Origin of the sequence: Belliella alkalica, assembly GCF_022549785.1 — a bacterium.
In the GTDB taxonomy this organism is placed as follows: domain Bacteria; phylum Bacteroidota; class Bacteroidia; order Cytophagales; family Cyclobacteriaceae; genus Belliella; species Belliella alkalica.
The window spans coordinates 1-21,023 of record NZ_JAKZGO010000016.1; the positions used below are offsets into that span (position 1 = coordinate 1).

Sequence of the window (21,023 nt, forward strand, 5' to 3'; positions counted from 1 at the left end):
CGGTAGGTAGAAAAGCTTATCTTTTTGCCGGATCCCATCAGGCAGCCGAAATGGCAGCGGCTATGTACTCCTTCATGGCAAGTTGCAAAAAGAATAAAATCAACGAGTTCGATTGGCTCAAGGACGTGTTCGAAAGAATCCAATCCCACAAGCAAAAAGACCTTTATCAACTTCTCCCATCAAACTGGGAAGAATACCAACCTAAATAAAATCATCCCATACAAGATGGGGTTCCTCGGACGGATACGTTTATTTGCGGAAAAAGGATCCTGAAACAGCTTTTGATTATATAAAAGAACAAGTTCAATTAGCTGAACAAATTGGTAGATATGTATTTCTTGTAGATGCATACGCTTCGATGGCTCAATACTATTTTCTGATTGATGATGAATTGCAGTACTTGCGTTATAAAGCTAAAGGAAAAGAATTCAATGATTTGTTGAACAATAAGAAAGAACTAGGTGTAGGCCTTACTGTGGATACACTGATTAGGTTAAATGATGATAAGATTAAGACTATTAGTAAAAGGAATAATTATCTGTTAATAAGCTATTTATTCGGTTTTGTAGTTTTGGTTTTTTATTTCTATTGGTTAAATGAAAGAAAAAAACATGAGATGTTTATAGTAGAAGAGGATGTTCGTTTAATGCAATTAGAAAGTAATGAGTTAAAGAAAAAAGTAGACAATACTTATGATGAAGTTATTGCAATGGCAAAAGCAAATGATTCGGCATTTTTAGCTAGATTTCAAGAAGTTTTCAAGCCTATATTTAGTAAATTAGAGAAGTTAACACCTTCTTTGACTACTGAAGAGTTGAAACTTTGCGCTATGTTATATTTTAATTTTTCAACAAAGGATATAGCAAACTTTACTTTTGTTCAAACTAAAACTATTCAAATGAAAAAGTATCGTCTTAGAAAAAAGTTGAATATTGATTCTTCAGTTGACTTATCAGAATGGGTACGAAATCTTTAGACTACCGTTGTTATTTAAGATTTTTTAATTTGTAGTTTAAGTATTATTGTTATACGTTTATTTACTAGTAGTTGCAATTCCATGGTTGATTGCTGGTTTGTAGTCAGTTTCTATGAATGATATATCAGCTGCAGCATAACCAATATCATTTAATATGATTATCCGCAATCATGCCACTAATCAATTAAACGATTGTTTTTTGGCAAACTGATACTAATAGATATTGGATATTTATTGATATTGGTTCGAAATCACAGGTTAATTCAATTATTTAGATTCTACTGGTATGAAAATGGATATACTTATCATTTAATATCGAAGATTGCAAATTATAGAATATACCCATTATTATTTGGAGATTCGCTTACTGGTTTTGATTTGTAAAGTTATTTTTTATGTATGTAAAATACAATTATTTTATTTTTTTAAATTATAATTATACTTTTAGAGTTGATAAAATATTTAAATGGTATAAAATATTGTTTTAATATTTTTGAAGATTTAAATAGTATAATATTAAACATTATTAGATTACAAGAAATTTTAAAACTGGATTATAACCGAATAAAAACATTTTTAGCCGACTCTGTAAATAAAAAAGTTTTTCTTTAAAAAATAACTGTTTAAACTCGTTTTACGCGGTTTTTGATACTGCGTAGATCTGTGTAGTATTTTTGTAGGATGTTGTTTTTTTGGTTTTTTCAAATAACAGAGCTCTTTTGTGTAATTCTTTGTAGCAGTAGAGAACGTTCTTCATACGTGTTTTAATGATTTGTTTTTCATACTTCATGTTTTTGAATTTCTCTTAGCGGCAAAGCATATGTTTATCATTTGCTTGAAATCAAAATATCAACAAATGCTTCTATTCATTTAAAACCTTTTGAATATGTTCAGTAATCATTATTTGTCAAGCGGAGTTCACAGTGATGCTCAAATTTCTAAGTTCAACACAGTAGTTATGCTTCAATCTTTTGAGAATAAAGAATGGGTTAAATCTCTCCTTCAAGATGGAAATGGAGGTTTGTTTATTTCAGAATTCACAAAACGTTATCCTGATTTTGTTAATGAATTAGAGAATAGAATGCCAGATTTAAATTCTATGGATTTTAAAGTATGTGCACTTTTAAGGCTAGACTTTTATACTAAAGAAATTGCAGTATTAACAAATAGTAGTGTAAGGTCGGTAGAATCTAGAAAGTATAGAATTAGGAAAAAATTGAATCTATCATCGCAAGTAGATCTAACACTTTATATGGTTCAATTAGTATGTGAGAGTAATCTAAAATCATTTTCAATTTAAATAATCCACAAAATGAGAAAGAAATTATTTGCCGAATTTTTAGGCACTTTTTGGTTGGTGTTTGGTGGTTGTGGTAGTGCTTTGTTTGCAGCTGCATTTCCAGAACTGGGTATAGGTTTTGTTGGAGTTTCAATTGCTTTTGGTCTTACAGTAGTAGCCATGGCTTATGGTATAGGACATATATCTGGAGCCCATCTCAATCCAGCAGTGACAATTGGGTTAAGCATTTCAGGAAGACATTCAAAAAAAGAAATTCTTCCCTATATATTTTCCCAAGTTTTTGGTGCAGTTGTTAGCGCATCCTTACTATTTATTATTCTCAATGGATCAGATTCATTTAGTGTTGGAGGTTTTGCTTCCAACGGGTATGGAGAATTGTCCCCAGGAGGATACAATCTAACCTCTGTTTTTCTGGCAGAAGCTGTGCTTACTTATTTCTTTCTTTTAGTAATCCTCGGTGCGACTGATAAAGGTGCACCCCAAGGCTTTGCTGGACTTGCAATAGGATTGACTTTAACTTTGATTCATTTGGTGAGCATCCCAATTTCTAATACTTCTGTAAATCCTGCAAGAAGTATTAGTCAAGCAATTTTTGCAGAAACGGCGGCTTTAAGTCAAGTTTGGTTATTTCTTGTAGCACCTGTTCTTGGGGCAATCTTGGCAGGTTTTTCATACAAGTATTTATTTGAAAAAAATAAATAATCTTAAGCCATTTGGTTTCTGAATTCAATAATGTCTGTGTCTCAAACGAATATTTTAAAGTCTTCAAGGGTACTTTTAGAATAATAAAATATACTCAAACAATTATTAAATATGGATATCTGCAAAGACACTATTTGTTGAATTTGTTAATATAACCATACTAATATTCGTTGTTTACGTCACGGAGCTCAAAGATTGCTAGTTGTTGGAGGATCAATTGACTTAAAACGCTTTAAATTGATTTGCTTGAGGTAAGAATGCTGATATCCATATCGTATATAATAAATGTAAATACTAGATTTAAAAGGAACCGGATAAGAATAGACAATTGAAATGAAGAGAAATAATGATCACAAATTAGATTTATCAGTAATAAGTTATTATATAGTTGAAAAAGATACAGTGCTTATTGAGAAAATAACAAAAGCACTGTCAACTAGCCATTACAAATGTTTGGGCGTATCTACATCTTCAAAAAAAATTGAAAATAAGCTCAGCGAATTAATTGAGATACCTGACATTATTTTTATTGGAGATGTCAATAGGCCTTTGGAATTAATCAATAATATTTCTATCCAATATAGTGGTTCTAGACTGCTTAGGGTCTACAGTAAAGATAAGTTTGATATGCTTAATTCTTCTTTTGACCTGAGAGAAAGATTGGGAAGTTTTCTGATCATTTAATTGAGTTTATAGCGCATTTTTAACAAATAATAAATCGGATAACATTCCGAATACGTATCTTTAAAAATGCGTGTTCTGATTTATATTTTAACTTTCTTTTTTGCATACAGTAATATAGCTGCTGGATTTCAGGATTCAGCAGCAATTACTAAGCCCGTGATTTCAGTTTTACCCCTCGTGTATTACACACCAGAGACTTCTTGGTCTTTTGGGGCAGGGGCTGTCGCGAATTTCAAATTGGGCTACCAAAATCAAAAAACTTATAAAAGCCAAATTGCCTTGGGTGGTGCATACACGCTACTAAATCAGTTTTTGGCATATGGAAGTTGGAGAATATTCACAGAGGAAAACAAGAATCTATTCGCAGGCGAAATAGGTTGGTATCGATATGTCTATTTTTTTTATGGAATTGGACCTCACGTAAATGAGTCTGATAGAGAGCAGTTTGATGCTACTTTCCCCAGGTTAAGGTTTGATTACCTTCGTAAGGTTAAATCAAATCTTTACTTAGGTTTTCGGTATCATTATGATGATTTTGATATTACTTCGGTAGAGATAAATGGCCTTTTGGATAGTGGTGGCATATTGGGGTCCGTAGGTGGAAGGTTGAGTGGGGTAGGGCCGATTGTTTATTTTGATTCAAGAGATAGTCAGATCTTTCCTACAAGGGGAGTTTTTGCGGAGTCAAGTTTCCAGACTTTCCATAAATCTATTGGAAGTCAATACAATTATAGTAGGATGTTAGTCGATTTTAGAAGTGTGCATAGCATAAATGAAAAGTCAGTGTTGGTTTGGAACGCTTATTCAGAATTGATGTTTGGTGATACACCATTTTTCGGACTTCCCTTGGTTGGGGGGAATAGATTACTGAGAGGTTTGTTTGAAGGGAAATTTAGGGATAAAAATCTGGTTTTGGCCCAGGCAGAATATAGATGGAAGTTTCTGCCGAGATGGGGAGCAGTAGGATTTGCTGGGCTAGGAAATATATTTTCGCAAGAAAATAGTTTTCATTTTAACCAAACCAAATTTACATATGGGCTGGGAGGTCGATTTCAGTTGAGCAAAAAAGAGAAATTGAATTTAAGGCTTGATTTCGCAAAGTCTCCAAATGAAGACCTTAGGATTTATTTGACTTTTGGAGAGGCTTTTTGATATTTATTTGAATTCTTCTCGCTCTTTCGTCCTAATGTATAGGTCCTCTACCTTCTTTCTTGCCCAGTCTGTTTTTCTCAAAAATTTCAAGCTGGAATTCATGGATGGATTATTATTGAAACTCCGAATATTGATCTTGGCACCAAGACTATTCCAGCCATATTCCTTTACCAAGTACTCAAGCATGTCGATAAGCCTCACACCATGGAGCGGATTGTTTACTTGTTTTGACTCTTCTTTGTTATTCTGTTCCATTCGCCAAATTTAAGGCTAATTTTTTCTCCAGCCCTTAAATTCCTTCGAAAAGCTCAAAACTCTCTAAATATTCCGGAATGATTGAATTCCAACCCAGTTCTTCATTCAATTTTTGGCTCAAGGCTTTTCTCGCTTCATCCTCTCCATGAATCAAAAAAGTCATTTTCGGTTTTGAAACGAAACCTTGTGCCCAATCAATCAATTCCTCCTGATCCGCATGTGCTGATAGTCCTTCAACATAAGAAATGGACGCTTTTACAGGAATATTTAATCCATACATTCTCACATGGTCTTCACCATTTAGCAGTCTTCTTCCTCGGGTTCCTTTTGCCTGATAGCCTACGAAAATAATTGAATCCTGTTCGTTTGGCAATCGGTTATATAAGTGATGCATAACCCTTCCTCCTGTAGCCATTCCACTTGCAGATATTATTATTGCATCTCCTCTGAGTGCATTTAGGGACATTGATGCTTCTTGAGATTGGTAATAGTGTAGATTTTTATTTGTAAATGGGTTGCAGCCTTCTTCCTCAAGCAGAGGCTTTAATCTGTGATAGCTGCCATAAGTTTTGTATAGGTTGGTAACATCTATCGCCATCGGACTATCTACATAGATAGGGATATTTGGTATTTTTCCTTTCTGTTGTAGGCTGTGGAGGTAGTTCAAGATCAGCTGCGTTCTTCCTACTGCAAATGCAGGGATCACTGCAACTCCGCCTTTTCGATATGCCTCCCTTATTGCAAAACCCAACTCATCTTCAGGTTTTTTGGATTTTGATATCCTGTCTCCGTAAGTAGATTCTAGAAACAAAATATCGGCAAACGGTAATCTTGCGGGAGGATTGAGAATAGGGTCATGATATCTGCCAAGATCACCTGAGAAAACAATTTTTTTCACTTGATTTTCTCCTTTGACTTTAATCTTTAAAATGGCTGCACCAAGTATATGGCCTGCATTATAAAACGTGAAATCAAAACTTGGAATAATAGATTGTACTTCTTCAAAGTCAACACCATTTAGCAAGGGAAAAACTTTTTCGGAATCCTCTACAGTGTAGAGTGGCTCTGGCTTTTCATGTTTGGAATAACCTTTTTTTTGTGCAAAAGCTGCCTCTTCTTCTTGCAGCTTCCCAGAATCCAAAAGGAGTATTTTTACTAAATCCAAAGTAGGATTTGTACAGAAAATAGGACCTTTGAATCCTGACTTGACAAGCTTTGGCAAATATCCAGTATGGTCGATGTGTGCATGGGTCAACAAAACCAAATCAATTTCTGATGGTGAAATAGGGAACTGTTCCCAGTTTCTGAGTCTGTACTCTTTGAGCCCCTGAAACATACCGCAATCAATCAGAACCTTATAATTATCTATCTCCAAAAGATATCTTGAGCCAGTTACTGTACCGGCACCACCTAGAAATTTTACCTTGACCTTCATTTTGTTTGGGTTTATCTGATTACCTAAAGTTAAATTAAATTAAGCGGAATGTATGATTTTTTTGTTCATGAGGCTTAAATAATTTAATGATTAGTAATTAGCAATAGAGCTAAATTAAATCAGTTTTTAAGATCAGAGTTTTTAAATGTTTGTTGAGAGATCTTAATATCAATTAGTTATGTTTTTAAACTATTAAAAAAAATATTTAACTAAATACTTGCTTCTTTCTTTCTTTCTTATTTGTGAAATACTTATTTAGTGGCCACTTTTAAGTTTTTAATTAATACTAATTATTTAAATTTATTTATTATGAAAAAGATAATTTCATTATGTTTTGCAATTGTTATGATAAGTTTTACTTTCATTACAGCACAAGATTCAATTGATGATGGATGTCCTCCATTAACTCCGGGAGGGCCTGTAATATTAGGTTCTTGTATTGTCTTTCAGTTAGAAATTCCACCAGGGAATCCAATAGGTGATCCAGACAAGTCATGTGAGGTAATAGAAGAAATGACTGTTAATTGTACAATTCCTGTTGGTGTCGATTGATAATTTAAATGTCTTCTTGTTTTGATTATAAAGCAAGGAGACATTTTAAACCTTATTTACATGAAAATAAAACTAGTCAATTTTGTTTTTTCTATAGTCTTTTTGATTTCTTGTAATCAAAGCAAAGTAGAAGATGAAATAGTTATTTATGATGGTAAAGTGGGAGAGGTGATATTAGAATTAGATTCACTTACGCCTAGTTATATTCATCATTTTCAAATAATAGATGAAGAAGGTCGAAAACTTCTCTATGCATTGTCACCAATTAAGAATCGTTTCTTAGTGTATGATTTGAATTCTGGAGACTTTGTGAAGTCCTTCACCTATAAATCAACAGAAAAACAGCCTGTAAATATTGGGAAATTTGAAAACGGTTTTCACTATCATTCTCAAGATTCTATTTTTATAGTTTCTTTATTTCGTCAGATTTTTATAGGAAACGAAAATGGGGATTTACATGAAATATTTAATATTCCAAAAAAATATGAAAATCAGCCAGGCGTTTGGCCATTTGCAATTCCAAATTCCAAACCTATTTTTTACAATGATTCTATATTATCCTTAGGAGGAGTAAATGAAAAAGGTTTGGGGGTTTACGAAGAAGGACTTCATACAGACTTTAATTTAATACTAAGGAATGATTCTAATAAAAAGAATAGTTTGTCTAGTTATTTAGATACTAAGTTCCCAAAAGGAAACTACATCGTAGGGAACTTTTATGTTCCAAAAAGAAAGCAACCTTCAAGATTTTACTCTAAACCTGAAAAATCAATCTATTATAGTTTTGTCCATGCTGATTCACTTTATATAAAAGACATATCAACAGGGAAATTGAAACCTATATTTGCGAAAATCAATCATATGGAATCATTTATGGAAATTGAATCCGTTAATGAATTTCAACAAGTCTTATCAACTCCTTTATTGCAAAGAGAGTATAATGCAAAACAAGGTAGGTATAGTACTGTAGCTGTAAATGAAGAGAAAAATGTCATTATTAGAGTAGCTTATCTTGGGATTAAAGATTTCAATATAGACCTCCATTCTGAGGGGCATTACAAGAAGTTAAACTATGGAATTACATTTATAGATAGAAAAGAACATCGACAACTGAAGACGATCTACCTTCAAAATATCGACGATACAAGCATTCTATTCGATGAAGATTATTTTTATGTTTTTTGTTTTGATAGCCAAAAAGGGGAAGACAAACTAATACTTGATAAATATGCCTATCCGAAGTTTAATTAGTATCACTTTTTCAATTATTTGTATGTTATCTTCTTGCTCAAAAGGAGATAGTAAGTTTGAAAGTCTATCTGAAGAATATATTCTTATTATTCCTCAAACCGGCTGTCCTGTATGTATCGATATAGGGTTAGAATTTGCTCAAAAGCAAATTGATACAAATTGTCTTGCAATTGTATTTACTAAAATTTCAAATTTAAGAAATTTAAAAATCAAATTTGGCTATGATAATATAAATTTTCCAAATGTTTATTTAGATACTTTAGGCACATTTGACAATTATATCGAAGAGTTTCCTAAATTCTTTTATGGAAATGAAATCATTGAATTAGATAATGCAAAACTTAAAAAATATGATGAGCTCGAAATAATGTTATCAGATTGTAAGTGATGTTTTAAAGATCTTTTTAAAAAAACAACAAAGCTTCCACTATGTTTGAAAAAATTATAGTGGAAGCTTTGTTTTTATTACTTCATAAAATAGGCTTCATTAAACTTTGCCCTTGATATAGAATCAGCTTCACTTTTCTTATGCTCAGATCGGCATGTGAGACACAAAAGACCATCTGAGTTAAAAACCCAATGATTTTTGCTATTTACATCTCTGATTTTATAACCGTTTTTTGTCAAAGTGTTTCGGATTATCGGCAAGGTAGATTTATCCATGACCAAAACTTGGTCGTAAGGAATCTCAAGGATTAAATCCAATTCTTGCACCCTGAATTTTTCCAAAGTATTCATCTCAATAGACCTATTGATTGTCAAAATACTGTCTTGCAAAGTGAATGTGTAAGGTATCGATTTGGCATTTTTCAATGCGTCTTCTTTTGTTCTTCCTCTTGCTTGGAACTTCTGGATCAATTCTGGATTTCCAACATCCTTTCCATTGATTTGTAAAGTTACTTGCTGTCTGAAAGAGGAACTTAGATTGCTGTTAGAAGCATTTATTACTAAAACACGATTGTCCAAGTTGAGCTCATTTACTTGCGTATGAGTAGCATTAACCTTGAATTGCGAAGCTACTTTGGGGATCTGGAATATACAGATCCCAATGCTCAGTAGCCAGATACCGAAAGTAATCAATCCAGTCCTTGCTTCAAGGATATTCCTTCTTACCCACACACTTATCGCAAGTATGATCAAAACCAGTCCTGGAATTAGAATTGCTACCGATGAAGCTATTGCAAGCCACACAGGTACAATTTCGGTAAGCCAATCAGTAGGGATTTGTTGGCGTTCGAAGTAATATAAATCAGCAAAAGGAATCAAATTGAAATATGCAGCCAATGCAGTAATTGGTGTAATCGTAATGGCTAATCCTATGATAAAGATAATTAAGCCAAAGAATACCCGAATGATTGTCAATAGTACCACACCTAGTGGACCCAATGCCGAGCCAATACCGTTGATAATCATCCCCAGAACCCTAAATGGTGCCATCAAGATTTTCTTTGCAGCACTTTCTTCTTTGTTGAGGTTTGGACTCATGTTTTCCTTGATAGTCAATTCAATATTATCAAGGGTGATGGCACCACCTTTCATCTGAATTCTTTCTGTGATGGATTTTGCGGCAGGTGTGATGATCCATAGAATAAGATATATGACCAACCCTGATCCACCTGCAAAAATCAAAGCTATGAAAATAAGCCTTGCCCATAATACTTCAATACCAAAGTATGCTGCCAATCCACTTGCTACACCTCCGAGTGTTCTGTCATCAGGATTTCTATAGAGTTTTTTTACATTCTTATCTTCGGGATCGTCAAAAGATACTGGCAAAATTATCCATAAGACTATGTACGCCACTAATGCAAAGAGACCTATTGAGAAACTGAAATTAGCATTCCAAGGCATCCAATTGAAACTTCCAAGCTTCAGATTTCCACTAAAGAGGAGTAAAATCGCAATCAACCTTGTCCAAAGCGGATCAATAGAGAAATAGTTTGCAAAACCAGCACAAACGCCCCCAAGGATTTTGCTTTTTTCCATCCTTGTGATCTTTTTGTAACCTTTGCTGGCATTCTCACCAGGAGTTATGTACTTATAAAAGTCATTTTCAGGTTCTGCCTTTTCTTCTTTTTCGACTGGCTTTTCCTCAACTTCCTCCAAAGCTTTAAAGTCAGCAATAGTCCCCATTTTCTCTATCAAATTTTCAACATCTTTGGCAGTGATTACCTGTTTGTTGTTTTTGAGATTGCTCAGGAAAATCTCAGCTATCCGATTTTCAATATCAGATATGATTTCCTGATTGTCTTCATAATGGGAAAAATGCTTGTTGATAGCATCTAGATATTTTTTTAAGGTAGCAAATCCATCCTCTTCAATATGAAAAAGGATACCGCTTATATTGATACTTATTGTCTTTTTCATTTTTTAGCGCTTTGAGGTTATTAACTGAGTCGATTTTACCAATGATTCCCAAGTTTGATCGAGGGTTAACAGAAATTCTTTTCCTTCATTAGTGATGGAATAATACTTTCTGGGAGGGCCAGACTCAGATTCTACCCATTTATAGGATACTAGGGAAGCAGTTTTTAGTCTATTTAGGAGCGGATATAGTGTCCCTTCGACCACGATCATTTTGGCTTCAGTCAGTTCATCAATCATGTCCGAAGCATAAACCTCACCGCGTGAGATAATATGCAAAATGCAAAACTCCAAAAGGCCTTTTCGCATTTGGATTTGGGTATTTGAAGCATTCATAAATTTTCTAATTTAGATTTTCTTTTGAGCGTGAAATTCAACGGAATTGATACCTCCATTCATTCACCCATGCCAAGAATTAAAGAAAAATTATACCAAAGTTAAATAAGCTACCTTGTTATACCAGTTTCTTGGTAGTCTCTGAACTGGATTTTTGAAAAAAAGAAAAAAAATATTCGCTATTTTAATTCTAAAGCACTTTTTGAAAAAGTAGTGGTCAAGTGTTTTTTTTTGAAGGTAAGTTGCAAGTTCAATTATAGAAAATCCAAATGCTTTCGAATCGTACATTTTTCCGTACGGAATCGTACAGGTTTCTACTTAAAAATCTATTTTAATTTTATTCGAATTACGCAAAAACTGTTGTTTTTATTTTTACTTTGCGTCGAAGATTTTAATAGGTTTATGAGGGGTTTCAAATGCATAATGGTCTTATTAATTGTCTTTAGCCTCGCTAAAGTCAACGCGCAGTCCATTGTCCCCAAGTACTCCAACGAATTTATGAATATTGGTATTGGTGCCAGGGCATTGTCTATGGGGGGAGCCCAGGTTTCTTCCGTTAGGGATGTGACAGCAGCTTATTGGAATCCAGCAGGCTTGATTGGAGTGAAGCACGAGTATGAATTCTCACTGATGCATGCCGAATACTTCGCCGGTATCGCCAAATTTGATTATGCTGGATTTACCACAAACATTGAAGAAGACAATCAGATTGCCATTTCCTTGATTCGATTTGGAGTGGATGATATTCCGGATACTAGATTTTTATATGATGCAAACGGCGCTTTGAACTATAACAATATCCAATTTTTCAATGCTGCCGATTATGCGTTGTTATTGTCTTTTGCCAGAGATGTGAGTGATGTTTTTAAACTAGGCGTCAATACCAAAATAATCCATAGAAATGTAGGGAAATTTGCTCACGCTTGGGGTTTTGGTTTGGATTTGGGAGGAATAGTTTTATTGGATCAATGGAGGGTCGGTGTCATGCTAAGAGACGTAACTTCTACTTTCAATGCCTGGTCCCACAATGCTGAAATGGTGCGGGATATCTATGCGCAAACAGACAATGAAGTCCCTGTAAATTCTATTGAATTGACTTTGCCAAGGGCAATTTTTAGTGTTTCAAGAGATTTTGAAATGAATGATGATATTCGATTTCAAGGAGTTTTTGATTTGGATTTCACCTTTGATGGAAGAAGGAATACTATTTTCGCAACCAATTTGGTGAGTGTTGATCCGCGATTGGGTTTGGAGGCTGCTTACAGGAATTTGGTATTTTTGAGAGCAGGAGGGAGTAGTGTCCAAAGAATCAAAGATTTTGACAATTCAACTTTCTTTGCGTGGAAGCCAAGTTTTGGTCTTGGTGTTTATCTGAATGAAAAATTCCAGATTGACTATGCATTGTCAGATATAGGAGGTGTTTCGCAGACGCCATATTCCCATGTATTCAGTGTAAAAGTGAGTTTGAATGAACTTGACGCAAAATTTCGACTTAATAAAGGCTGGGATAATAGATGAAAATGAAGATCAAAATTGCATATATCGTTCTTTTGTTTTCTTGTCTTTCTGGAGCTTACGCTCAGAACAATTGGATCAATTATAACAATACCTATCATAGGATTTACACTGCGCAGGAAGGTATTCACCGAATTACCTTTACGACGCTTTCTGCTTCTGGTATCAATGTCAATGGTCTCGATCCTAGAGATATCAGGATGTATCATAGGGGAGAGGAAGTTGCGATTCATGTGCAAGGCGAGAACAATGGGAGGTTTGACCAAAATGATTTTGTAGAGTTTTATGGAAAAAGAAATGATGGGACATTGGATGCCAAATTCTATAAAGATCCATCTCATGTGGGGAATACGATGTTCAATACCCACAATGATTCCACAGCTTTTTTCTTTACTGTCACACCAGGAGTGAGAGGAAAGAGGATGAACTCTAGGCAAACTTCAGATGGATCTCTTCAGAAGATTTCCAATTATGAAACAGAAGTTATTGAGATTTTTTCTGATCAATATAATTTGGGCCCGACATACTTCCCAAGTTCTAGACTTTCGGAGTTTGAAGAAGGGCAAGGATGGATGTCAACACCTATTGTAAAAGAAACTCCCAGAAATATCACCTTCAATGGCCTCGGTCAGGTAAGTGCTGGACTAAGTGCCAAATTGGAAATCGGACTCACAGGAAGGTCTGAATCTCCGCATTTGACAGTAGTGAGGGTAGGGGTAAATGCAGCTAGTCTAAGAAATGCTGGGAGTTTTCAATACAAAAATTATGAAGCAATTCATGTGGAAGTGCCTGTGTTGGGAACTGACTTTAATTCAGATGGAAGCATCACAGTACAATTTCAATCCAATGCGCCTACAAATCCAGACAATGTTTCTTTGGCTTATGTAAGGTTGGTTTATTCAAAAAATGTAGCCAATAGGGACCTTTCAAAGGAATTAGTGATTGTTCCATCAGGAGAAAGTGAATTGGAAATCAGTAGTGTGGTTTCTGAATATATTGCCCATGAAATTTCAGATCCTGTGAATCCTATAAGAATTCCAATAAGTAAAACAGGAAATCAAATCAGATTGCAGGCAGGAATTGCTGAGCAAGCAAGCAAAATCTTGCTTGAGAATCAGTTGAATATCGTAGAGGTCAATGTGATGCGTCCAGTTAGATTTAGGAATTTACTCGATCAAGCTGCTGATTTTATTATCGTCACAAATCGTGCTTTGAGAAGACCTACTGCTAGTTACGGTGATCCAGTCACTGCTTATGCAGCACATAGGGCATCACCTTCAGGAGGTTCATATGATACTTTGGTGGTCAATGTAGATGAATTGTATGATCAATTTTCTTTTGGAGAAAAAACACCACTAGCCATACATGAATTTTTAAGGGCTTATTACCCTTTGCACAAACCTGATTTTCTGTTTTTGGTTGGAAGATCTACAGGGATTTTTAGCACTGCAAGGGAAAATTCAGTGAGTTATTTTTATCGTAACAGACCATCTATTTTCCAGTTTCAAGACATGGTTCCTCCGGCAGGGTATCCTTATGCTGACAGTAATTACGCTATTGGGTTGGATCCTGCAAATCCATTTGTTTCTGCTGTTGCAGTTGGTAGAATTCCTGCAAGGACTCCCCAACAGGTTGCTGATTATCTTGAAAAAGCCAAAGAAAAGGATGCCTTGGGCGTATCGGAACCTTGGCAGAAGGAAATCATCCATCTTAGTGGTGGAGTTTCAGCTTTTGAGTTGGAACGTTATTTTAATTTTTTGAATGGATTCAAAAACATTGCCGAGGGTCCTTTCCTTGGTGGAAATGTAAAAACCTATAGAAAAAGGTCGAATTCTACGGTGGAATTGATAGACATTTCTGGTGATGTAAATAAGGGAGCAAGTCTGATTACTTTCTTTGGGCATGGAGCGCCTACAGTTTTGGACATTGAAATAGGATTTGCTTCTGACCCTACCATGGCTTACAATAATCAAGGTAAATACCCAATGTTATTACTGAATGGTTGTGATGCAGGCAATGCTTTTGGCAATGCATTCACATTTGGAGAAGATTGGGTGCTTACTCCTAGAAAGGGAAGTACAAACTTTATGGCGCATGCCAATATTGGAGTCGATATATATTTGAGAAGATACAGTGAATCATTTTATGCAAAGGCATTTTCTGATTCTTCGATGATTCACCAGCCTATCGGAATTGTCAGGAGAGAAGTTGAAAAATTGTTTTATGAAAGATTTGGAACCTCAGAAGTCAATAGAGCACATGCGGAGCAGCTGATTATGCTGGGAGACCCAGCTATTCGAATGTTTCCGGCAAATAGACCAGATTATGCTTTGAATTCTGAAGAAGTTACGCTTGGGAGCTTTGATGGAGAGCCATTCAATGCACTTTCAGATTCATTGCAGCTTTCTGTGGTTCTCAGGAATTTGGGCAGAGTTGATTTTGATTCTATCGATTTTAGGGTTTCCAGAAGACTTCCTGATGGTACAAACATCCAATATGAACCGCTGATGCTTGCGCCTATTGATCGAAGAGATACAATCTATTTTACCATTCCAAATTCAGCTGTTCAGGCATTTGGGGATAATCTTTTCACTATTGAAGTAAATAGATCAAGAACAGCAGAAGAATTGACTTATGCCAATAACTCCATTACAACAACACAGTTTATCCCATTGAGTGGGACTTTGAATATACTTCCATTTGATTTTGGTATTGTGAATAACAGAAATGTATCGTTAATCACGCAAATTCCCGGAAGTTCGGTAGAAGACAGAACATTGATAATACAAATAGACACGGCTGCCGATTTCACTTCTGCACGGAGGAGAGAACGGAGGGTGACTACATCCAATTTGTTTAATTGGGAATTGGATCTTTTTGAAAATATTGCCAGTACAGATTCGATAACTTTCTACTGGAGATCAAAATACCTCAATCCGAGGGTCGGGGAAAGCGATGATTGGGTAAGTTCTAGTTTCTCGTATATTCAAAATGGTCCAGATGGATGGACTCAGCGTGTATTGCCTCAGTTGGAGAAAAACAGTATGGAGAATCTAGAAATAGATCCAACCAAAAGAGAATGGAAATATGAAGATACAAAATTGGATTTTGGAGTCTTTACATTTGGGGTTGACGCAGATAGTTTGACTTTCAGAAATACCCAGTTCTATTTGGGAGGAATTCCCCAAATTATAGATAATGTCAACAATGCAAATACACGGCTTTGTCCTAACGGATCTCTTGGATTAGTGGCCTTCGAACAAAGATCTTTGACGCCTTATCTGGTGATTCCGATCCCAGGTTTTGATATTCTGGATGGGAGGAGTTGCGGAAGAGTGCCTCAAGTGATCCAAAGTATCAGAAACTCTTGGCTTTCTGACCCTAATCAGAATATTTTGATAGATTATATCGATGGACTTCCAGAAGGTGACTACGTTACCATTTTCTCCGTTGGAAGTGTGAACTATGAGCAGTGGAGAGATGTGATTTTCGCCAAGCTGAGGGAAGTCGGTGCAAATGAAGCCACTTTGAGAAATCTCAAGAATGGAGAGCCTTATATCTTGCATGGTAGAAAAGGAATGCGTCCAGGTGAAGCAATAGAAATAGTGGGTTCCAAGGATTTGGAAGTGGAGCCTAATCAGCAAATCATCGAATTTGAATCAGAAGTCACGGGATATTTTACATCAGGAAGTATAATTACACCAAGGATTGGTCCTTCTTCTGAGTGGAAAAGATATTTCAATGATGTCAAATCAAGAGATTGGATCAATGATGAATTGACAAATTTCGACATCATTGGGATAATGGAAAATGGTGGGGAAAGTGTTCTTTTTTCCAATGTCAGGGAAGGAGAGATTGATTTGAATAGCATCAATCCAGTCCAATTTCCATATTTGCGCTTGAGGTTTGCAATGGATGATGCAGAGTCGACAGCTCCGGCACAACTCAATAAGTGGCAAGTGAACTATACTGGAGTGCCAGAAGGGGTTTTGGTTTACAAGGGTCGAGAAAGTAAGATTACGCTTCAGGAAGGTGAAGACACCAATTTGAAATTTGAGTTTTTGAATGTTTCAAAATATGATTACCTGGATTCTATCACAGTTCAATGGACTTTCAACAATACTTCCCAAAGAAAAATCGAGAAATTTGAAATGAAAATCCCGGCAATCAAGGCTGGAGAGAGTTTTGAATTTGATCTTGATTTCGAATCCATCGGCCGTGGAGGGAATGTCAATGTGGAGGTGTTTGCCAACCCAAGAATCATCATGGAGCAGACATTTAGGAACAATGTGGTTGACTTGATAGACCACATCAATGTGATCCCTGACAATACCAATGCTATATTGGATGTGAGTTTTGATGGCACCTACATCATGGATGGGGATATTGTCTCACCAACAGTTCTGATAAATACTTTGTTGAAAAATGAAAAGACACTTCTGCTCAAGAAAGACACTTTGGGGTTGGAACTGTTTCTCAAGAAGCAATGTGAAGGATGTCAATTTGAAAGAAAGAATTTCTCCAGCCCAAAAATCTCATGGTCACCGGCTACTGAGAATAGCAGTTTCAGAATTGAGTTGCAACCTGGGCCACTGGAGGACGGAATTTATACTTTCAGGGTGACTACAGATGAGTTGGGAGTTGATAAGCCTTATGAAGTGAGTTTTGAGGTAGTCAATGAATCGACGATTACCAACTTCTACCCATATCCAAATCCATTCAGTACAAGTACGCGATTTGTATTTACAGTGACGGGTTCGGAAGTGCCTGATCAGATCAAAATCCAGATCATGACTGTCACTGGAAGAGTGGTAAGGGAAATATTGCAAGATGAATTGGGACCGATCAGGATCGGAAATAATATTACTGATTTTGCCTGGGATGGAAGGGATGAGTTTGGTGATCAATTGGCAAATGGAGTATATATCTACAGAGTTCTTGTAAGGAAAGAGGGGCAATTTGTAGAACCTAGGGCCACAGCAGGAGATAAAGGGTTTAAGCAAGGGTATGGGAAAATGTATCTTTTGAGGTGATTGAGAAATAGAAAAAGGCAGAAAGAATTAGATTAAAATACTTTGAGCTAAAAAATACAGAAATGAAAAATAAAAAGAATTGGAAAAATACTCATTAGACCAAATCAAAGATGAGTTTATTGTTCAAGTAGGGACATTACAAAGAACACTCTATGACCAAGAGCTTCAAATGGAGATTTTAGGTGGCTTAATTAAAAAAGTTCGTCTTGAAAGAAATATGACTCAGGAAGAGCTTGGAAAACTAATAGGAGTACAGAGAGCTCAAATTTCAAAATTGGAAAATAACACGACCAATGTGACTGTAGATACTATTTTGAGAGTTTTCAGTGCATCAAAAGCTAAAGTTAACTTCAATGTTGAACTGTTAAATAGTAATGTGAAAATTGCATGGTGATGATTAAAGAGATTAATTTAAAGCTCAAATTTATCTTTTCCATTTCTTTGAAAAAACCTCCAAATCCCCCAGCCACTTAAAACCAGTAAAGCGATAAAAATCCAACCTTTTCCACTAATTCCATCTTGCTGAATGGCACTGTAAATATCAGAGGCAATAGTTCCAGTGAAGAATACCAGCATTGTTCTAGGAAGCATTCCAAAAAGCCCAAAAATTATCAGTTTTTTCCACCCACTTTTGAGCAGAGCAAACAATAAATTGGATAAGGCAAATGGAATAACTGGACTCAATCGCACGAAGAATATAAGTTCTCCTACTTTTTTTTCCTTTTGTCGAATCAGATCTCTGGCTTTGGGGTATTTGTCCAAGATCAAATCCAAACTGTCTTTTCCAAGTCTTTTTCCCCATAAATATCCAAGCAATGTGGCCAAAGAATATCCTACAATCACCCAAATAAATGCTTGCCACCCAAATAGAAATCCAGATAATCCTGCAAAAAGGGTAGTGGGCATCAATGCCAACCCCATCAAAAGCATTCCTCCAAAAACATACATCAAGATATCAAGTACATTCGAAAAATCAATTTGCTCAAGAAATTGACTGTTTTGGACTGCAAGAGGTACTAAAACCAAGCTACAAACTGATGGGATAATACTTACCCACAAGAGCGCTATAGCCACTGCTGGATTATTCTTTCCGATTAATCTTATATCCTTGAAAAAGCCTGCCTTTTTTTCCATCTTTGGGCAAAGTTAATCCAAAATATAGCTTTTACAGGTGGCTTTTTTCTGAAAAGCAAATTATGTAGCATGTTTTGGAATTCTTATGCAAGAATCTTGTTGAAGTATTAACTTGATAAAGAAATTAAAAATAGAATTAACTATGAAATTTGGTACCAAAGCAATACATGCTGGCGTAGAGCCGGATCCATCTACAGGAGCCATAATGACTCCGATTTATCAGACTTCAACTTATGTGCAACGCTCTCCTGGCGATCATAAGGGATATGAATACTCAAGAACCCATAATCCTACCAGAACTGCCTTGCAAAACAACCTTGCAGCTTTGGAAAATGGCAAACATGGTTTGTGTTTTTCTTCTGGCCTAGGGGCGATAGATGCTATAATCAAAATGCTCAATCCAGGTGATGAAGTGATCAGTACAAATGACCTTTATGGAGGTTCGTACAGAATATTTACCAAAGTTTTTGAAAGATATGGAATCAAATTCCACTTTGTAAACATGGATGATCCTGCTTCGATCAGCAATTACATCAATGAAAATACAAAACTCATCTGGGCAGAAACTCCCACCAATCCAATGATGAATATCATTGACATTGAGGCTATAGCTGAGGTAGCCAAGAAGCATCAAATCCTTTTTGCTGTTGACAATACTTTTGCTACACCATTCCTACAAAATCCATTGGACTTGGGAGCAGATATAGTCATGCATTCTGTTACAAAATATTTGGGTGGACACTCTGACGTGGTGATGGGAGCGATTATAGTTAATGATGATGAGCTTGCTGATAAGTTGGCATTTATCCAAAATGCATGTGGCGCGACTCCAGGTCCACAGGATTGCTTCTTGGTACTTAGAGGGATCAAGACGCTCCATATCAGAATGGAGAGACATTGCCAAAATGGAAAAACTATTGCTGCCTTTTTGAAAAATCATCCTAAAGTTGATAAGGTATACTGGCCAGGATTTGAGAATCATCCAAACTATCACATAGCTAAAAAGCAGATGAGGGATTTTGGTGGAATGATCTCCTTTACTTTGAAGGGCAACAAAATTGAAGATGCCAGAAAAGTCCTTGAAAACTTACATTACTTTGCGCTGGCAGAATCTCTTGGGGGTGTAGAGTCTCTTTGCGGGCATCCTGCCTCAATGACTCATGCAAGTATCCCAAAAGAAGAGCGAGAAAAGGTTGGTTTGGTAGATTCTTTGATCCGACTAAGTGTAGGGATTGAAGATGCTGAAGATCTTAAAGAAGATCTGAAGAAGGCTTTGGAAATGATTTAATTATCCCGATATAGGAATCGAAAATTTCAAATCTACCGATTCATCAATTACCGACTGAGCGCAAGCCGTATTTTCTATTCCTTAAGGCTTGGTTTTAAGGATTGATCTGTGGGACACAGACCAAGGAGTGATCTGAAGTTTGCGGTTGATTAATAAAAACAAAAAAAGCCTGTCAAGTATAAATTTGACAGGCTTTTGCTTTGAAATACCTTTAATTTAATATTCTATCAAACAGATATTTGCATTGGCTTTGAACAGTAGCAGTTAACTTCTTTTTGTTTTGTTTCAAGTCAGCCAAAAGGTCTTTGTACTTTTTAGAAATTTCTTCTTTATCTCCAAAGAAATATATCAAATGCTGTGTCAAAAGCTGATTTTGGTACCATGACAACAAGGTTTGTTGAAGGGTATTCATTTTTACATGGACTTCTCTGATGAAAATTGGGTTGAAACCAGAATCAATCCTAATGTTTTCCAAAGCAGTGACTACTCGTAGTCCTTCATAAATATCCTTGAGTGCTTTGTTGTCTGGTTTTAATTGATTGTCCAAGTTGAAGAATTCCAATTCCTCGTTGATAATCTGGGTAGTAGCTGTATTTACCATCAGAGGCTTGAGTCCTAAGCTATGTCTATGAACATCTGAATAGAGCTTTTCCCATTTTTTCAAAGGAGTAGAGACTATCAAGTCATACATCTTGTTGTAATGTTCTTTTTTTTCTTCCAACAAGAATTTCTCGTAGGTGTTGAAAGTAAGATTTTTTTTGTTTTTGATTTGATCCAATTCTTGAAGGACAAATTTGAGATGTTTGGTTTTTTTTAGCCCCTTGAATATTTCCTTGAAAGGTTCAAAAATCTCAAATTTAAGCTTCTTTTCCTCGAAATGGATCTTGGAAACCAATTCAATATAAATTTCCATGAAGATCAACTTCTGCTCTAACTCAATAGCTTTCTTGCCTTTATACTGCTTTCCCAAAGCTAAAAAAGCTGTCTTTGCATCTTCAAAATGCGAATCAAATAACCTGAAAATTGGAGAAATCTTGCCTTCCATT

At 35.7% G+C, this 21,023-nt stretch carries 19 protein-coding genes; 13 read left to right on the forward strand and 6 right to left on the reverse strand.

Annotated features, from left to right (window positions below):
* The 6 genes from MM213_RS16055 to MM213_RS16080 all read left to right on the forward strand — a co-directional run.
* A partial coding sequence (locus MM213_RS16055) for a transposase domain-containing protein (protein ID WP_241410203.1) occupies positions 1-209 on the forward strand: 209 nt, incomplete at its 5' end.
* A 44-nt stretch (positions 210-253) separates the two neighbouring features.
* On the forward strand, positions 254-976 hold the full coding sequence (locus MM213_RS16060; RefSeq protein ID WP_241413880.1) for a helix-turn-helix transcriptional regulator: 723 nt from the start codon (positions 254-256) through the stop codon (positions 974-976).
* 886 nt (positions 977-1,862) lie between these two features.
* Positions 1,863-2,276: a helix-turn-helix transcriptional regulator gene (locus MM213_RS16065; protein ID WP_241413882.1), complete on the forward strand. Its 414-nt coding sequence runs from the start codon at positions 1,863-1,865 to the stop codon at positions 2,274-2,276.
* Between the two features lie 12 nt (positions 2,277-2,288).
* Positions 2,289-2,978: an aquaporin Z gene (aqpZ, locus tag MM213_RS16070; RefSeq protein ID WP_241413883.1), complete on the forward strand. Its 690-nt coding sequence runs from the start codon at positions 2,289-2,291 to the stop codon at positions 2,976-2,978.
* 333 nt (positions 2,979-3,311) lie between these two features.
* Entirely contained in the window at positions 3,312-3,662 is a 351-nt protein-coding gene (locus tag MM213_RS16075; protein ID WP_241413884.1) for a hypothetical protein, read from the forward strand.
* A 66-nt stretch (positions 3,663-3,728) separates the two neighbouring features.
* Positions 3,729-4,814 (forward strand): BamA/TamA family outer membrane protein, encoded by a 1,086-nt coding sequence (locus MM213_RS16080; protein WP_241413886.1) that lies wholly within the window; start codon positions 3,729-3,731, stop codon positions 4,812-4,814.
* 3 nt (positions 4,815-4,817) lie between these two features.
* Here the strand turns inward: MM213_RS16080 and MM213_RS16085 are convergent, their stop codons facing one another.
* The gene (locus MM213_RS16085; RefSeq protein WP_241413888.1) at positions 4,818-5,069 is read right to left on the reverse strand and encodes a VF530 family protein; all 252 of its coding nucleotides are present in this window, start codon (positions 5,067-5,069) and stop codon (positions 4,818-4,820) included.
* 34 nt (positions 5,070-5,103) lie between these two features.
* A complete protein-coding gene (locus MM213_RS16090) occupies positions 5,104-6,504 on the reverse strand; it encodes an MBL fold metallo-hydrolase RNA specificity domain-containing protein (RefSeq protein ID WP_241413890.1) in 1,401 nt (466 codons plus the stop codon).
* 309 nt (positions 6,505-6,813) lie between these two features.
* Here MM213_RS16090 and MM213_RS16095 point away from each other — a divergent pair, with 309 nt between their 5' ends.
* From MM213_RS16095 to MM213_RS16105, 3 genes are read left to right on the forward strand one after another with little or no spacing between them, the layout of a single operon-like run.
* A complete protein-coding gene (locus tag MM213_RS16095; protein ID WP_241413892.1) occupies positions 6,814-7,056 on the forward strand; it encodes a hypothetical protein in 243 nt (80 codons plus the stop codon).
* A gap of 60 nt (positions 7,057-7,116) precedes the next feature.
* Positions 7,117-8,307 carry a DUF4221 domain-containing protein gene (locus MM213_RS16100; RefSeq protein ID WP_241413894.1) on the forward strand — a complete coding sequence of 397 codons (1,191 nt, stop codon included), beginning with the start codon at positions 7,117-7,119 and terminating at the stop codon, positions 8,305-8,307.
* A complete protein-coding gene (locus MM213_RS16105; RefSeq protein WP_241413895.1) occupies positions 8,285-8,695 on the forward strand; it encodes a hypothetical protein in 411 nt (136 codons plus the stop codon). Before MM213_RS16100 ends, MM213_RS16105 begins: the two co-directional genes overlap by 23 nt.
* A gap of 77 nt (positions 8,696-8,772) precedes the next feature.
* Here the strand turns inward: MM213_RS16105 and MM213_RS16110 are convergent, their stop codons facing one another.
* Both MM213_RS16110 and MM213_RS16115 read right to left on the reverse strand, forming a co-directional pair.
* Entirely contained in the window at positions 8,773-10,674 is a 1,902-nt protein-coding gene (locus tag MM213_RS16110) for a PspC domain-containing protein (protein WP_241413897.1), read from the reverse strand.
* Positions 10,675-10,677: 3 nt separating this feature from the next.
* Positions 10,678-11,007, reverse strand: coding sequence for a PadR family transcriptional regulator (locus MM213_RS16115; protein WP_241413899.1), 330 nt, complete (start codon positions 11,005-11,007; stop codon positions 10,678-10,680).
* 423 nt (positions 11,008-11,430) lie between these two features.
* Here MM213_RS16115 and MM213_RS16120 point away from each other — a divergent pair, with 423 nt between their 5' ends.
* The 3 genes from MM213_RS16120 (at position 11,431) to MM213_RS16130 (ending at position 17,949) form a co-directional block, all read left to right on the forward strand.
* A complete protein-coding gene (locus tag MM213_RS16120; RefSeq protein ID WP_241413901.1) occupies positions 11,431-12,525 on the forward strand; it encodes a putative type IX sorting system protein PorV2 in 1,095 nt (364 codons plus the stop codon).
* A 2-nt stretch (positions 12,526-12,527) separates the two neighbouring features.
* Entirely contained in the window at positions 12,528-17,555 is a 5,028-nt protein-coding gene (porU2, locus tag MM213_RS16125; RefSeq protein WP_241413903.1) for a putative type IX secretion system sortase PorU2, read from the forward strand.
* A 79-nt stretch (positions 17,556-17,634) separates the two neighbouring features.
* Positions 17,635-17,949, forward strand: coding sequence for a helix-turn-helix domain-containing protein (locus tag MM213_RS16130; RefSeq protein WP_241413904.1), 315 nt, complete (start codon positions 17,635-17,637; stop codon positions 17,947-17,949).
* Between the two features lie 17 nt (positions 17,950-17,966).
* Here MM213_RS16130 and MM213_RS16135 read toward each other — a convergent pair whose 3' ends face one another.
* Complete coding sequence (locus MM213_RS16135) at positions 17,967-18,689, reverse strand: TVP38/TMEM64 family protein (protein ID WP_241413905.1); 723 nt, start codon at positions 18,687-18,689, stop codon at positions 17,967-17,969.
* A gap of 142 nt (positions 18,690-18,831) precedes the next feature.
* On the opposite strand from MM213_RS16135, the gene MM213_RS16140 reads away from it, so the two are divergent.
* Positions 18,832-19,977 (forward strand): cystathionine gamma-synthase, encoded by a 1,146-nt coding sequence (locus tag MM213_RS16140; RefSeq protein ID WP_241413906.1) that lies wholly within the window; start codon positions 18,832-18,834, stop codon positions 19,975-19,977.
* Positions 19,978-20,188: 211 nt separating this feature from the next.
* Here the strand turns inward: MM213_RS16140 and MM213_RS16145 are convergent, their stop codons facing one another.
* Positions 20,189-21,022 carry a hypothetical protein gene (locus tag MM213_RS16145; protein WP_241413907.1) on the reverse strand — a complete coding sequence of 278 codons (834 nt, stop codon included), beginning with the start codon at positions 21,020-21,022 and terminating at the stop codon, positions 20,189-20,191.
* Position 21,023: the final 1 nt, after the last annotated feature.

Excerpts from the sequence above, each read along its gene's own strand:
- MM213_RS16065 (WP_241413882.1), top strand. The coding sequence starts at position 1,863 with ATGTTCAGTAATCATTATTTGTCAAGCGGAGTTCACAGTGATGCTCAA.
- aqpZ (WP_241413883.1), top strand. The coding sequence starts at position 2,289 with ATGAGAAAGAAATTATTTGCCGAATTTTTAGGCACTTTTTGGTTGGTG.
- MM213_RS16075 (WP_241413884.1), top strand. The coding sequence starts at position 3,312 with ATGAAGAGAAATAATGATCACAAATTAGATTTATCAGTAATAAGTTAT.
- MM213_RS16080 (WP_241413886.1), top strand. The coding sequence starts at position 3,729 with ATGCGTGTTCTGATTTATATTTTAACTTTCTTTTTTGCATACAGTAAT.
- MM213_RS16085 (WP_241413888.1), bottom strand. The coding sequence starts at position 5,069 with ATGGAACAGAATAACAAAGAAGAGTCAAAACAAGTAAACAATCCGCTC.
- MM213_RS16090 (WP_241413890.1), bottom strand. The coding sequence starts at position 6,504 with ATGAAGGTCAAGGTAAAATTTCTAGGTGGTGCCGGTACAGTAACTGGC.
- MM213_RS16095 (WP_241413892.1), top strand. The coding sequence starts at position 6,814 with ATGAAAAAGATAATTTCATTATGTTTTGCAATTGTTATGATAAGTTTT.
- MM213_RS16100 (WP_241413894.1), top strand. The coding sequence starts at position 7,117 with ATGAAAATAAAACTAGTCAATTTTGTTTTTTCTATAGTCTTTTTGATT.
- MM213_RS16105 (WP_241413895.1), top strand. The coding sequence starts at position 8,285 with ATGCCTATCCGAAGTTTAATTAGTATCACTTTTTCAATTATTTGTATG.
- MM213_RS16110 (WP_241413897.1), bottom strand. The coding sequence starts at position 10,674 with ATGAAAAAGACAATAAGTATCAATATAAGCGGTATCCTTTTTCATATT.
- MM213_RS16115 (WP_241413899.1), bottom strand. The coding sequence starts at position 11,007 with ATGAATGCTTCAAATACCCAAATCCAAATGCGAAAAGGCCTTTTGGAG.
- MM213_RS16120 (WP_241413901.1), top strand. The coding sequence starts at position 11,431 with ATGGTCTTATTAATTGTCTTTAGCCTCGCTAAAGTCAACGCGCAGTCC.
- porU2 (WP_241413903.1), top strand. The coding sequence starts at position 12,528 with ATGAAGATCAAAATTGCATATATCGTTCTTTTGTTTTCTTGTCTTTCT.
- MM213_RS16135 (WP_241413905.1), bottom strand. The coding sequence starts at position 18,689 with ATGGAAAAAAAGGCAGGCTTTTTCAAGGATATAAGATTAATCGGAAAG.
- MM213_RS16140 (WP_241413906.1), top strand. The coding sequence starts at position 18,832 with ATGAAATTTGGTACCAAAGCAATACATGCTGGCGTAGAGCCGGATCCA.
- MM213_RS16145 (WP_241413907.1), bottom strand. The coding sequence starts at position 21,022 with ATGGAAGGCAAGATTTCTCCAATTTTCAGGTTATTTGATTCGCATTTT.